This is a genomic window from Algoriphagus alkaliphilus (assembly GCF_900103735.1).
Taxonomy (GTDB): domain Bacteria; phylum Bacteroidota; class Bacteroidia; order Cytophagales; family Cyclobacteriaceae; genus Algoriphagus; species Algoriphagus alkaliphilus.
Genome location: NZ_FMXE01000004.1, coordinates 1 through 13559, shown reverse-complemented (window position 1 = coordinate 13559; position 13559 = coordinate 1). Strand labels below are relative to the sequence as shown.

Genomic DNA, 13559 nt, shown 5'->3' with positions numbered 1-13559 from the left:
GGAGGAAAATGTCGGGGAAGGGAGGAGGACGTTTTGATTAACCCATCACACACAAGCGAAAAAATCCACCAAAAATGCGGTTGATTATCCTGTGTTTTAGATTTTAGCAACTCAGGCCGGATAATCTGATTATTTTTACGTCAAAATATAAAATTTTGGATCAGCAAGCTATCGTCAAAACCTTCCGTGAAAAAGGGCAGGTCACCATCCGTGAAGGAAACGGAAAGAATCTCACACTCCTGAAAACGGAGAATTGGAAACCTGAAATGGGCTATGACTGGACGTTCCTCTTGTTTGATACCTTTCAGATCCGTACTGTGTGTGAGCCATTTGCAGAGGTTTCGCTGGACATAGTGGATTTCTCCTCCAAGCCGACGATCTACCATAGTCCGGTCAGCCGGGTGATTAGAAGCGCACCTATCCAAGATGGTAACATCCGTTTTTCATTGATCCGGGAGCCTAATTGGAACAAATTGCTTTTTCAGATCTCGCAGCCGGTTTTGGCAAAGATTGATCATGAGAAAAATGAGGCTGATTCGCAAACCGAACTTTATTTCCCGCTTCTGGGTCCAAGTACTAAAGAAATGTTTCTGGGTCCGGAAGGTGATGTAAAAATTATTGTTGGATGAATTTAAAAGCCAAGCTAGACGAGCTCGAAATATTCAAAAAAGTTGCGAAAGCAAGTGCTACGCTAGGCATTAAATCCTACGTCGTCGGCGGCTATGTCCGTGACCTTGTATTAGGCCGTCCAAGCAAGGATATCGATTTTACCTGCGTGGGAAGCGGGATCAAACTGGCCCAGGAGGTTGCCAAATCATTTGATCAGCATGTCCCGCTTTCGGTTTTCAAAAATTTCGGTACGGCGATGCTCAAACTCGATGACTGGGAGATAGAGTTTGTGGGAGCTAGAAAAGAGTCCTACCGGCTGGAATCCAGAAAGCCAATCGTGGAAGACGGAACTTTGCAGGAGGACTTGGAGCGTAGGGATTTCACGATCAATGCATTGGCGATTTCACTTAATCGGGAAGATTATGGCGATTTGATTGATCCTTTTGACGGTTTGGGTGATATGAAGCGAAAAATCATTAAAACCCCACTTGAGCCGGGAATCACCTTTTCAGATGATCCTTTGCGGATGATGCGTGCAGTGCGATTTGCAGCCCAACTGAACTTCGATATAGATGCGGATACTTTTTTTGCCATTTCCGAAAACGCGGCAAGGCTTCAGATTATTTCCGCAGAGCGAATAATTGATGAATTAAATAAAATCGTTGCTACCCCAAAGCCTTCCTATGGATTTAAGCTTCTGTTTGCCTCGAAGCTTTTGCATGAGTTTTTTCCTGAAATGGTCGAACTGCAGGGAGTGGATTCGGTCGATGACAAGTCGCATAAAGATAATTTCTACCACACGCTCCAAGTATTGGATAATGTGTGTCTCATGACCGATAATCTCTGGCTTCGCTGGGCTGCGATTATGCATGACATTGCCAAGCCTGCGACCAAGCGTTTCAATCCCAAAGTAGGCTGGACCTTTCATGGACATGAAGATCGGGGAGCCCGAATGACTCCGAATATCTTTCGCCGCTTGAAGCTTCCGATGGATGATCGGATGAAGTATGTACAAAAGCTCGTTCGGCTCCATTTGAGGCCTATTGCTTTGGTCAAAGACGAAGTGACTGATTCGGCCATGCGAAGATTGCTTTTTGATGCGGGCGATGATATCGAGGACTTAATGACCCTCTGTCGCGCAGATATCACTTCCAAAAACAACAAAAAAGTCAAGCGCTACCTTGAAAACTTCGACAAGGTGGAGGAAAAAATGAAGGAAGTGGAAGAAAAAGATCAAGTTCGGAACTTTCAGCCTCCGGTCAGCGGTGAAGAAATCATGAAAACTTTTGGGCTTTCACCTTCAAAAATCATCGGTGAAATCAAGGAAGAAATAAAAGAAGCTATATTGGAGGGCAAAATTCAAAACAATCCTGAATCCGCACGAAAACTAATGTTGGACATTGCCCGTAGCAAAGGCATTGCTCCTAAGGATACACATCACATCACCAAAAAAAACAACTGATTGACAATGAAGCGCACATTCCTACTGCTGCTCCTGGCCATTTGTGCCGGAAATCTTGCTGCCCAAACAGCAACTGATTCTATTCCAAAACTGGATCCAAAAATCAAAGCCGCACTTAACGCAGCAGACCAAACGGCCTATCAAGCGGCAATTCGGTATAGTGATCTGGAAATGGCAAAAACCAAATTATACGATCTCATGATCCGTAACCCGGAGAATCCCCGCTACATGGAGGCTTTGGGCAATATTTATTTTGACAACAGTCAATTTGCCTCTGCCGCTCTGGTATCCTTGGATTTGCTTCAGGGCAACAGCAAAAATGTCGTTGCTTTGGAAATTGCCGCCTACTCCTTAGAGCAATTGGGAGCTTTGGACCGTGCCTTGCCACATTTCGAAAGCCTTTATTTGTTGACAGGAGATAATTTCAGCCTTTATAAATCGGCATTTCTCCAATACAATCTTAAGCGATATGAGGAAGCGATGAATTCTGTGAATATGTTGGTGAAAAACTCTAAAGCGGATGAGAAAATCGGATTTCCAAAATCTCAGACCGAAACACAGGAAGTCAGTATGAAAGCTGCTGCGCTCAATTTGAAAGGATTGATTTATTTGGATCAAAATTCAAAAGTTGAAGCTAAAACAGCCTTTAATGAAGCAATCGCATTGGATGCGAATTTCGTTCAGGCTAAAGATAATCTTATGAAGACGAATTGATTTTAATTGTCATCAGCCGACGGTCAACTGTCCAAAGAAAGCAAAGATGAACTTCAATACAGTTTGTTTGTTGCTGTATTGAAATCAGATATAAAGATTTAGTAATCTAATTTGAAATTTAAAAGCCGGCCATTCGCCGGTTTTTTTTTGAACTTTTTAAAAGTCAATTGCCAATGATGGAATTGTTATTTTTTTTGATCGGGATAGGCAAAAAGTAGAAATTGAATAGATTGGGTTGTTTTTAAATTTTCAAAAAATTTTAACTGATTTCAATAATCTCCATGCAATCACGAACACTAATCTGCCTGTCGCTTTTTCTGATTTCCTCCTTTCAGCTTTTTGCTCAGGAGGCAAGGATTTACAAAGAACCCAAATTTCATTTTGATTGGTCAAAGCCTTCTGAATATCCCGATCGAATAGTTCTGAACTTTGGGCAGAATCCTACCACTGAAGTCAATGTGACCTGGCGAACAAATACGGAGATTAAAGCAGGTTATGCAGAAATCGCAGTTGCCACTGCGGCTCCGAAGTTTTGGAGAAACGGAAAAACGCTGACTGCCAAAACCGAAGTTTTGGATGCCAATTCGATCCAAACTGCAGAAGTGATTGCCAATTATCATTCGGTTGAATTCAGGGATTTGTTACCTGATACTACTTATGCTTATCGGGTTGGAGATGGAGAGCGTTGGAGTGAGTGGTTTCAGTTTAAGACGGCTTCTGCTAACCCGGGAGATAAATTTTCTTTTCTGTATGTGGGAGATGCGCAGAATTATGTGCTGGAACTTTGGGCTCGCCTGATTCGGGAGGGATTCAGAAAGGCCCCCGATTCGAAATTCATCATTCACGCCGGAGACCTGATCAATACTGCGCATCGCGAGCAGGAATGGCACGAATGGTTTACAGCAGGAGGTTTCATTCACAGTATGGTTCCGTCTATGCCTGTTCCCGGCAATCATGAATACCGTGCAAAAAATCAGGAAGAGATAGATCAAAAAGTGAGAAGCCTTTCGGTTCAGTGGAAGCCACAATTCACCTTGCCACTCAATGGGCCCAAGGGGCTGGAAGAGACCGCTTACTACATGGATTATCAGGATGTCCGATTTATCTTTCTGGACTCCAACCGGGACCATGAGCTTCAGGCCACCTGGCTCGAAGAGATTCTGTCCAAAAACCCAAAAAGCTGGACAATTGTGAGTTATCACCATCCACTTTTTTCAGCCTCCAACGGAAGAGACAATGAGGCATTAAGAAATCTCTGGAAGCCGATATTTGACAAATACAAAGTTGACATTGCGCTGCAGGGCCACGATCACGCCTATGCCCGCGGCAGAGTGGCACCTGGAGAGAATGTAATGAATGGATTGAATATGAAAGACTTGACAGGGACGGTTTATGTCGTTTCTGTTTCAGGAGGAAAAATGTACGATATCGGAGATGACTGGACCGAAAAGGGAGGTCAGCGTGACCGAACTGCCGAAAACACCCAGCTTTTTCAGGTGATAACGGTGGAAGGGAATCGCCTGAAATTTGAATCCTTCACTGCTGTGGGAGAATTGTATGATGCCTTTGAACTGGTAAAAGGGGAGAATGATCTCAATCAATTTATCGAGCTCAGAGTAAATGCAGTTCCTGAAAAGACTCACACGAACACGATCCCCTACAAGGACTGATCAGGGAAAAATCAGATAGGCAATAGTAGTCGTGATGAGTGAAAGCAAAAAGCTTAAAGCCAAAATTTTCAAGTGATTGGTCTCCCATTGTTTATTGGTTCCATCGCCATTATCAACCATTCGCTTCATCGGCCTAATAGCTAATTGAACTATTGCGAGAATGCCGAGGAAATAGATAATAAAGAGGATTAAAAAAGAGGCGATCGCTTCCATCATCCCAAAGTAAGCTTAGCATTGAAAAAGAAAAATAATTTTAGACAGGTTTAACATTTTCTTAACCTGAAATAATTAAAGGCGACTGTTAGGGTCGCCTTTAATTATAATGGGATTGCAGTGTTACCTGACCGCGATTGTGTCAGGATTTCCATCTGGATCACCGGAAACTGTTCCGCCTGATTTAACCGTGCCCAGTAATAAAATTCCGGCAACATGGGGTGCCGCCATTGAGGTGCCACTGATGGTATTGTATCCTCCTCCTTTCCATGTTGAAAGAATCGAAGAGCCTGGAGCGCAATAATCTATCGGAGGATTTCCAAAGTTTGAAAATGAAGACCATTTATCCCCTTGTGCCATTGATGAGACGGTGTAAATATTTGTCCCATTTACCCGTGCAGGAGAATAATTGGCTGCATTAGCTGAGCTATTTCCTGCCGCAATTGCAAATTTCACTTTGGAGGAAGCGGCTAAGACCGCATCATCCAAAGCTTGTGAAACAGGACCGCCTAAACTCATATTTGCAACATCTCCTGTGCCGCCATTTGCACCAACATAATTAACACCGGCAATGACACCTGAATAAGATCCGGAACCTCTTGAATCAAGAACTTTTACAGGGACGACAAGAGCCCCGGCTGCTACACCCACGACGCCTTCAGTATTGTTGATGGCGGCTACGGCACCCGCTACATGCGTTCCATGGCCATTGCCATCATCGAGTGAACCGGCATCTCGGCCAGAAGTAAAGGCATTGAAACCTTCATTTGATACATTCAAGTCCGGATGATCCAAGTCAATTCCGGTATCTACTATATAAGCTTTGCCTGAACCAGTGTAGTTTGCCGCTCCGCCCACTCTTGTGATTCCCCATGGAGTAGTTTGTCCGGTGCTACCTCCGCCTCCACCTCCGGGCTTACCTTTTCCTTGGGCAATGGAAATAATCCGGTCAGGTTCGATATATTTTACAGAAGGATCTTTTACAAGCAATTGATATTGTTCATCCGTTAAGCTTACAGAAAAACCCTCAATTGTACTGCCGTAGACATGCTCGATATTGGCATCAGCGATTCGGTACTTAGCTAAAATCGTAGTTCCTGATTTTCTCATGGACGACTGGACAGACTCATAGCTCATGTCTTTCCGTAAATTGAGGCCGGTGGGATTCAGCGTTACGATGTATTTTCCCGGAATGATATCACCATTTTGATACTTGATGATTTCCAATTCCTGTGAATCAGGTAGCGATAAATCTTGTTCGGATTGACAAGCTACTAATGCTACTCCCATGGAAATTGCGAGTGCAATTCCCCGGAAAGTGGTCGAGTAAAACAGCTTTTTCATAGGATAAGGTTTTGATAGTGGTTGATATTAAGTCATTTGCATTCTTAATATTCCTAAATCACGTCATATATCCTAGAAAAAAATCAAAATTTAGGGGTCAACCGTTCTTGCCGATAGGCTAGTGTCAATTGTTTTTTTAGTTTTTAATCTGTCAAAAAGAAGATCCAAAGGATACATCATGCAGCTGACTGTCCAGTAATCTTCCTTTTTCACATTTCAAAACCCGATAAGGAAATTTACGCAACAACTCATGATTATGTGTTGCCATAAGAATGGCTGTTCCTTTTTTGTTGATATCCTGAAAAAGTTTAAAAATCCCATCGGCCACGTCAGGGTCAAGATTTCCTGTAGGTTCATCAGCCAATAAAATAGATGGTTTGTTGAGTAGTGCCCTTGCAATCACCACCCGCTGCTGCTCCCCGCCTGACAGCTGATGGGGCATTTTTTGCAATGAGTCCGTCAAGCCTACCTGTATCAATACCTCACTGATTCGTTCTTTGATTTTAACTGGATCAGTCCAGCCTGTGGCTTTTAGAACGAACAAGAGATTCTCCCAGACTGTGCGGTCACTAAAAAGCTGAAAGTCCTGAAAAATAATCCCGATTTTGCGGCGGAGAAAAGGGACTTCACTATTTTTAATTTTGGTGAGTGAATAGCCTACAATTTCGGCAAGACCAGATTGAAGTTTTAGATCTGCGTAGAGTGTTTTGAGAAGGGAGCTTTTACCACTTCCTGTCCGACCGATAAGGAATACAAATTCATGCTGTTCGACAGAAAAGTTGACATCGGACAATACAGGCGTTTCTCCTTGGAAAATTGTGGCCTGAATGACCTGAAGCACTGGTTTGGTGCTGAAATCCATTATTTAGAGATCTAGTTTTTGAAGTTTTCCGAAGGCTAAATTTTTAATCACTTCTTCCAGTTGTGTTTCTTTTCCTTCCAAACCAAACTTTTCAATGTTTTTAAGCGGCCTGTCTGCCCGGAAATAAGCGACCAAAACAAAGTTTTCGTCTCGGATCTGAATGTAATCCGGAATCTTAGCTTTTCCTTTTACTTTAATGATATACATACGTTGGGATTGAAAAAGAGGCTGCATCCTTGTAGAAACAGCCTCTTTGGTGTTTTATTTTCCGGCCGCTTTAGCATGATCAGCCAGAAACTGTGCAAGACCCGAGTCTGTAAGTGGATGCTTGAGCAATCCGGTGATTACTTTTAGTGGACATGTCACCACGTCAGCACCAAGCTCGGCGCATTTGATGAGGTGCATGCTGTGACGGACAGATGCAGCAAGAATTTCTGTTTCGAATCCGTAATTCTGGTAGATATGAACGATCTGACCGATCAGCTCCAGGCCGTCGTAAGAAATATCGTCCAGTCTTCCGATAAAAGGAGAGAGGTAAGAAGCCCCAGCTTTGGCGGCAAGGATAGCTTGACCTGCGGAAAAAACCAGGGTACAATTGGTGCGGATTCCCTCGCTGTGGAAGTATTTGATCGCTTTGATCCCGTCTTTGATCATCGGGATCTTCACTACTATTTTGTCATCGATTTTCGCCAGTTCTTTTCCTTCGCTGATCATGCCTGCGTAGTCTGTAGCGATTACTTCAGCGGAGACTTTGTCGTCCACTATATCACAGATCGCCTTGTAGTGAGCTCTAACGTTGGCTTCACCGCTGATGCCTTCTTTGGCCATAAGTGAGGGATTAGTAGTCACACCATCCAAAACGCCAAGATCATAGGCTTCGCGGATTTCGTCCAAATTGGCTGTATCAATAAAGAATTTCATAGGAATAGGTTTTTGTTGAATGCTTGAGTAAAATACCCAAGCGGATTTTTGATTTACAATAGGCTAACGAACAAAGTTAGGATTTAAATCAGGATTAGGAATTCTTAAAAGTAGCCAATTTGGAAAATTTAAGGCAAAAAAGAAGCGGCATCGCACCGCTACAACTGCTTACCCTTGCTTCCTTCCGGACCTGGGGGATTCAGCAGGAGCTGGTCGTGCCGCTAGGTCACAAAGTTAAGGCAAAATTCACTCCAAGCAACAAGTCATTTCTAAATTCAACCTATACCTCAGGAAATCAACTGCTAAATGTTTTAACTTAGGCAAGAATACCCATTTGTCTACCCTCCAATTTCAATTTAGAACATGAAAAAATCGCATCTTATAGGTTTTCTGACTGCTTTCTGGCTTTCGGCTTGCCAAGCTCCAAAAAGTCCAACTTACCAATTTCAGGTTTCAGATTTGGAGCCAAATCTAATCACGCTCTCTTCCGACAAATTTATGGGCAGGATGCCATTTACCGAAGGAGAAAAAATAACCACCGCTTTTTTAGAATCAGAATTCAAGAAATTAGGTCTTGAACCTGGAAATGGTGATTCCTTCTTTCAGAATGTTCCCATGGTTTCCATATCCAGTCAGCCTTCCCAATCCATGGAAATGAAATCTTCAAAAGGGAATCTAATCCTCGATGGATTAAAGGATTTCGTTATTTGGACCCAACGAACAGATTCAGTGGTGGAGGTCAAAGATGCCGAGTTGATATTTGCAGGCTTTGGGATAGTCGCACCTGAGTACGGATGGAACGATTATAAAAATATTGACGTCAAAGGAAAAATCGTCGTCCTCCTAGTCAACGATCCAGGCTTCGGGACAGAGGATGTCTCGCTTTTCAAGGGAAACACCATGACCTATTACGGGCGCTGGACCTATAAATATGAGGAAGCGGCGAGGCAAGGAGCTTTGGGTTGCCTGATCGTCCACAATACAATTCCGGCTGGATATGGATTTAACGTGATCCAAAATAGCTGGAATTCCTCTAAGCTTTACTTGGATGACCGTGGAAAGGAGCCTTATAAATTGGGTTTTGAGGGCTGGATTACTTTGCCTTCGGCAAATAAATTATTTGAATTGGCAGGAATGAAAGATTCCGAATTGCTTGCCAAAGCCCGAAAAGCTGACTTTCAAGCATTGTCCTTGGGAGTGGCTGCTAGTGCTTCAATCCGGGTGGAGGCCAAGTATAATGTTTCTCAAAATCTCGTGGCTAAGGTAACTGGAAAAACCAATCCCGAGGAAGTGATCATTTATTCAGCGCATTGGGATCATTTGGGGATTGGCAAACCAGATGAGACTGGGGACAGTATCTACAACGGTGCCCTGGATAATGCATCCGGTACAGCTGCATTATTGGCATTGGCTAAAGCCTTTAAATCTGACGCTCAACCGAACCGAACGGTGGTATTTCTTGCAGTGACAGCCGAAGAACAAGGGCTTTGGGGTTCTGCTTACTATGCCCAAAATCCGATTTTCCCCAAAGAAAAAACCGTTGCAAACATTAATATGGATGGAATCAACCCATACGGAAAAATGAAGGACGTATCCATCATTGGTGCGGGACAATCTGAAATGGAGGATTTACTCAATGTGGAACTCGAAAAACTGGGGCGATATAGTGCTCCGGAACCTAATCCTGTTGCAGGGTACTACTATCGGTCTGATCACTTCAATTTTGCAAAAATTGGAATTCCTGCCCTTTACTTCGGGACAGGTATTGACCATGCCGAAAAGGGAAAAGTGTTTGGGAAGCAGCTCCAGGACGACTACACAGCTAATTATTACCATAAACCCTCTGATGAATACGATGCCTCTCGATGGAATCTTGCCGGAGCGGTGGATGATGTGCAGCTCCTTTATAATGTGGGAAAAAGCTTAGCCAATTCAGGCAATTGGCCTCAATGGAAGGCAAGCTCAGAATTTAAGTCTGTTAGGGATAGGTATATGAAATCGAGTCCGACTCAATCAACAGATAAATGATTCTAGGATTAGCTGAAATTCTGCCTGTAGGTCAAATATGATCTTGGATACGGCGGATTATCCTCGACAATAGACTGTCCACGATGCAAGGCACGTTTTATCGAACTTCCTACCTTATTTTCTTAGGCTATCGGAAAGAAAACGGATATACAGAAAAAGAAGCACCAAAAAAGCCCATGGATTTCTCCATGGGCTTTGTGTTTTGTTTGAGTAGGGACTAGCCTTTAGACTAATTTTAATTGATTAAAAAGCAGACTTAAAGCCTTCCATTTTCTGATCCACTTGCGTGTCAACCATGAATGAGATCACAACTTTTTCCCATGCCATAGTCACTTTCGCTACTTTGTTGTTTTCGGCAGAGATGTGATACTGTAGTCGCTCGGTATTTCCGGCAGAAGGAGCTACTTTGAAGGATACCGCGTTATCAGCTGCCACAGCTTCCTCGTCGATTGCACCTTCTTTCATGTAGGCAAATACAGATGCAGCTTTGCTGTTCAAATGTACAGTCCACTCACCCGAAGCAGCTGGTGTCATGAAGATGGAATACTTTCCAGCACGAAGGTTTTTGCCACCCACACTTACAGGAGTACTGAATTCGATAATCGTTTGAGCATTTGCTCCTGCTCTCCAGGTCACACCGTATTTTTCGATTTCACCGAAGATTTTTCTGCCTTTCACGGCAGGCGATGAGTAATCAATGCTGATTTTGGTAAAGCCAACAACTTGGGAAACGAAGGCAGCAGGGCTGGCAGCAGGGGTTTGTAGCTGCGCAAAAGCTGCAAATGTAGAAGAAATAAATAGGGCTAAAGCTAGTAAAAGGTGTTTTGAATTTTTCATAAGTTTTTTTGTATTTGGATTTAGATTTAAAGCTAATCAAAAAACAGGTTGAATGTTCAAATAAAAACCCTTTCAGGATAATTCTCTGAAAGGGCTCGTTACGCTGAGTTTAGCTAAATTACGTTGTTTAGCAAAATCACTTTTTCAACTCGCTTCTTATAAATGCCACGCTTTGTGGAATTTGGGCAACAGATCTCGAACTCTCATCCTCAATCACCAGATACTTAGTTCCCTGTTTTTTGGCTTCCTGTATCAAGCCTGCAATATCGATGTCGCCTGTGCCCAAGACAACATTTGCTTCTACGTCCCCTCGTCCGTCAGGCGAACCCGGAGTCCCTATCTTTCGGTCTTTGAGGTGGAGTTGAGGAAATTTACCCGGATGAGCCTTCATGATGTCCAAAGGATCTCCTCCGCCCATTTTTACCCAAAAGACATCCATGTTAAATTTAAAGTGATTTGCATTTTTCAGCATATAATCCATTGGAGTTACACTCCCCGAGTTGGAAAACTCGTAGCCATGCGGATGATAAGTCAGTGTAATACCTTCTTTTGCCAGCATTTCTCCGGTCTGATTGAAAAGATCCGTGGCTGCTTTCATCTCCTCCATAGAGATTGGGCCTTCTGCGTGAGGAATCCAATAGCAGGTTGCGTATTTTGCGCCGTACTTTTTGGCATCAGCGATGATACCTGCAGGATCTGTCTTTAATCGATTATAATCCGCACCTACTCCGACGATTTTCAGGTTATTATCAGCTAGGAGTTTTTGGTACTCTGCATCCGACATTCCGTATCCTCCTCCACCTTCGAGGGCAGAGATTCCCCATTCGGCGATCATTTGATGGTATTTGACCGGATCGACTTTCATTTCGTTTCTGAGGGAGTAGAGTTGCAGCGCAATTTCCTGAGCGCTTAGGCCCATTGGGCTTATGAGCAAAAGTCCTATCAACAGGTGTTTGGTCTTCATAGTAGGTTGATTTTGAGTTGATCCAATTTAGGCATTTCCATATGCCAAATGCAAAATTTTTCTAATCAGGGCTTCGGACATGTTGAATTTATGCGCTTCCAATTTTTCAATCTTTCCAGAAAAGATTACCTTATGCTAATCAATTTGCCCATGAACTCACGAAGAAAATTCATCCAAAATACCTCCTTTTTAGGATTAGCTATGAGCATCAACCCTAATGTTTCACTTTTCGCCGCTCGGGAAACCATTCTCGGACACGGTGATTTCAAATATAAAATTGATCCCACTTGGGGCAATCTCGATCCTGCAAAAGTGCCTGTGGTCAACTGCCACGAAATGGTCATGGACCGAAAAGGCCGAATGATTATGGTGACGGATGAGGTGAAAAACAACATCATCATCTATGATCAATCGGGGAAACTTTTGGCGACTTGGACACTCAACCTGGATCGGGCTCACGGGCTTTCTTTGGTAGATGAAGGCGACTCGGAGTATCTCTGGGTAGTGGATAATGGTGGGAAAGTGGTGAAAACTACGCTCGATGGAAAAGTCGTCACTGAAATCCCGTCTCCTCTGACTTCCGGGATTTATACTGAAAAAATGCCTTGGGTTCCAACAGAAACAGCTGTTGGGCCAAATGGAGACCTCTACATCGCAGATGGATATGGTTCTCAATATTTCCTTCAGTACGATAAAAACGGGAATTTCATTCGCAAATTTGGGGGAAGTGGGAAAGGCGATGCACAGTTTAGCACAGCGCATGGCATAGCAATCGATCAGCGTGGGAGGAAAGCTCCAACTTTGCTCTGCACCTCTCGAGGACACAATTCCTTCAAGCGGTTTACCATGGATGGAGAATATCTGGAGACGATTTTTCTTCCCGGGGCATTCGTTTGCCGTCCGGTGATCCATGGTGAGAATCTCTATGCAGGGGTATGTTGGTCGAGATTGAGATACCTGGAGCAGACGGACAATTCCGGCTTTGTGACGATTTTGGACAAAGACAACAAAGTAGTCTCCAATCCGGGTGGAACAGCCCCTGAATACCGAAATGGGGAACTTCAACTGATGGTGCAAAAAGAGCCGGTGTTCAAGCATTGCCACGATGTGTGTATTGATCAGGATGAAAATATCTACGTCTGTCAGTGGAATGCAGGGAAAACGTATCCTGTTAGGCTCACCAGAGTTTAAAAAATGATCAATGGACAATGATCAATTTACAATTCTCAAGTATGGCTCGGATTCCAGGAATCCTTGAAAATTGTCCCGATAGTTATCGGGATGAGTTTGAGAATTGATTATTTAAAATAACCAAATCTGTATATCCGCTTTCTTACCAGTAGCCATAGGAAATAAGGATAGAAGTCCGATGAGACGAGCTGTGGACTGTGGACGGTCGTCTGTCGACGATTATCCGCTTTTTGCAATTTCAATTTTAGCAAACTGGCATCATTGCGTATAATCATAAGTTTGCCTTGAAGCGGAGGAATAAGTCCAACGCATGCTGTTGAAAAGATGGTGGAAGGCCCATCGTGAAAGCTGTCATCCAGACTTCACAAACCACTTTATGGTGCGTTTGACCGAAAGGCATTCGTATTGAGCGATAAAGAAAAAGCAGAGGTCATCTGTCAGGTGGGTAACGGGGAGCTGAACGAAAGTGAACCTCCATAGTAAAACATCGATATATTCATAGCTCATACTGAAACTGAGGGGGTATATGAGTCCTCAGGAATAAAGTTCGGCAGAAGTAAGCTGTTACCGGCCGGACAGTATGCGGTGTAAAGGAGGCAGGAACCCGTTACAGGCTTTTCAACGGAACAAGGGAACTCTTTCAGCAGTGCTAAGGGAAAGTACGAGCAGAGAACCTGTAAGGCGAATACCGAAATACTGAAAGGGGGCGGATTCCATAGGTGGTCAAAACCTATCTGGAACGTA

12 protein-coding genes and 1 other RNA gene are annotated in these 13559 nt (G+C 43.5%); 6 read left to right on the top strand and 7 right to left on the bottom strand.

What is annotated here, in order from left to right:
• Nucleotides 1-155: 155 nt before the first annotated feature.
• From BLQ81_RS02630 to BLQ81_RS02615, 4 genes are all read left to right on the top strand, one after another.
• On the top strand, nt 156-629 hold the full coding sequence (locus BLQ81_RS02630) for a hypothetical protein (RefSeq protein WP_092728409.1): 474 nt from the start codon (nt 156-158) through the stop codon (nt 627-629).
• Nucleotides 626-2071, top strand: coding sequence for a CCA tRNA nucleotidyltransferase (locus BLQ81_RS02625; RefSeq protein WP_092728408.1), 1446 nt, complete (start codon nt 626-628; stop codon nt 2069-2071). Before BLQ81_RS02630 ends, BLQ81_RS02625 begins: the two co-directional genes overlap by 4 nt.
• 6 nt (nt 2072-2077) lie before the next feature.
• Complete coding sequence (locus BLQ81_RS02620; protein WP_092728407.1) at nt 2078-2785, top strand: tetratricopeptide repeat protein; 708 nt, start codon at nt 2078-2080, stop codon at nt 2783-2785.
• A gap of 281 nt (nt 2786-3066) precedes the next feature.
• Nucleotides 3067-4455, top strand: coding sequence for a purple acid phosphatase family protein (locus BLQ81_RS02615; protein WP_092728406.1), 1389 nt, complete (start codon nt 3067-3069; stop codon nt 4453-4455).
• A gap of 336 nt (nt 4456-4791) precedes the next feature.
• Here BLQ81_RS02615 and BLQ81_RS02605 read toward each other — a convergent pair whose 3' ends face one another.
• The 5 genes from BLQ81_RS02605 to ffs all read right to left on the bottom strand — a co-directional run bounded on the left by BLQ81_RS02605 (nt 4792) and on the right by ffs (nt 8020).
• Nucleotides 4792-6012: a S8 family serine peptidase gene (locus tag BLQ81_RS02605; protein WP_245693144.1), complete on the bottom strand. Its 1221-nt coding sequence runs from the start codon at nt 6010-6012 to the stop codon at nt 4792-4794.
• Nucleotides 6013-6163: 151 nt separating this feature from the next.
• Nucleotides 6164-6874, bottom strand: coding sequence for a cell division ATP-binding protein FtsE (locus BLQ81_RS02600; protein WP_092728404.1), 711 nt, complete (start codon nt 6872-6874; stop codon nt 6164-6166).
• Nucleotides 6875-6877: 3 nt separating this feature from the next.
• A complete protein-coding gene (locus BLQ81_RS02595) occupies nt 6878-7081 on the bottom strand; it encodes a fructose-6-phosphate aldolase (protein WP_092728403.1) in 204 nt (67 codons plus the stop codon).
• Between the two features lie 54 nt (nt 7082-7135).
• Nucleotides 7136-7795 (bottom strand): fructose-6-phosphate aldolase, encoded by a 660-nt coding sequence (gene fsa / locus BLQ81_RS02590; protein WP_092728402.1) that lies wholly within the window; start codon nt 7793-7795, stop codon nt 7136-7138.
• Between the two features lie 138 nt (nt 7796-7933).
• Nucleotides 7934-8020: signal recognition particle sRNA small type (gene ffs / locus BLQ81_RS02585), an RNA gene on the bottom strand.
• A gap of 138 nt (nt 8021-8158) precedes the next feature.
• Between ffs and BLQ81_RS02580 the strand changes: the two genes are divergently transcribed.
• Nucleotides 8159-9823, top strand: coding sequence for a M28 family metallopeptidase (locus BLQ81_RS02580; protein WP_092728401.1), 1665 nt, complete (start codon nt 8159-8161; stop codon nt 9821-9823).
• A gap of 243 nt (nt 9824-10066) precedes the next feature.
• On the opposite strand, the gene BLQ81_RS02575 is transcribed toward BLQ81_RS02580, so the two are convergent.
• Both BLQ81_RS02575 and BLQ81_RS02570 read right to left on the bottom strand, forming a co-directional pair.
• Nucleotides 10067-10660: a DUF2911 domain-containing protein gene (locus BLQ81_RS02575; RefSeq protein ID WP_092728400.1), complete on the bottom strand. Its 594-nt coding sequence runs from the start codon at nt 10658-10660 to the stop codon at nt 10067-10069.
• 136 nt (nt 10661-10796) lie between these two features.
• Nucleotides 10797-11624: a sugar phosphate isomerase/epimerase family protein gene (locus tag BLQ81_RS02570; RefSeq protein WP_092728399.1), complete on the bottom strand. Its 828-nt coding sequence runs from the start codon at nt 11622-11624 to the stop codon at nt 10797-10799.
• Nucleotides 11625-11774: 150 nt separating this feature from the next.
• Here BLQ81_RS02570 and BLQ81_RS02565 point away from each other — a divergent pair, with 150 nt between their 5' ends.
• On the top strand, nt 11775-12815 hold the full coding sequence (locus tag BLQ81_RS02565; RefSeq protein ID WP_092728591.1) for an NHL repeat-containing protein: 1041 nt from the start codon (nt 11775-11777) through the stop codon (nt 12813-12815).
• Nucleotides 12816-13559: the final 744 nt, after the last annotated feature.

Bases quoted from the DNA above. Each gene is read 5' to 3' on its own strand.
- BLQ81_RS02625 (WP_092728408.1), top strand. From the start codon at position 626: ATGAATTTAAAAGCCAAGCTAGACGAGCTCGAAATATTCAAAAAAGTT.
- BLQ81_RS02620 (WP_092728407.1), top strand. From the start codon at position 2,078: ATGAAGCGCACATTCCTACTGCTGCTCCTGGCCATTTGTGCCGGAAAT.
- BLQ81_RS02615 (WP_092728406.1), top strand. From the start codon at position 3,067: ATGCAATCACGAACACTAATCTGCCTGTCGCTTTTTCTGATTTCCTCC.
- BLQ81_RS02605 (WP_245693144.1), bottom strand. From the start codon at position 6,012: ATGAAAAAGCTGTTTTACTCGACCACTTTCCGGGGAATTGCACTCGCA.
- BLQ81_RS02600 (WP_092728404.1), bottom strand. From the start codon at position 6,874: ATGGATTTCAGCACCAAACCAGTGCTTCAGGTCATTCAGGCCACAATT.
- BLQ81_RS02595 (WP_092728403.1), bottom strand. From the start codon at position 7,081: ATGTATATCATTAAAGTAAAAGGAAAAGCTAAGATTCCGGATTACATT.
- fsa (WP_092728402.1), bottom strand. From the start codon at position 7,795: ATGAAATTCTTTATTGATACAGCCAATTTGGACGAAATCCGCGAAGCC.
- BLQ81_RS02580 (WP_092728401.1), top strand. From the start codon at position 8,159: ATGAAAAAATCGCATCTTATAGGTTTTCTGACTGCTTTCTGGCTTTCG.
- BLQ81_RS02575 (WP_092728400.1), bottom strand. From the start codon at position 10,660: ATGAAAAATTCAAAACACCTTTTACTAGCTTTAGCCCTATTTATTTCT.
- BLQ81_RS02570 (WP_092728399.1), bottom strand. From the start codon at position 11,624: ATGAAGACCAAACACCTGTTGATAGGACTTTTGCTCATAAGCCCAATG.
- BLQ81_RS02565 (WP_092728591.1), top strand. From the start codon at position 11,775: ATGAACTCACGAAGAAAATTCATCCAAAATACCTCCTTTTTAGGATTA.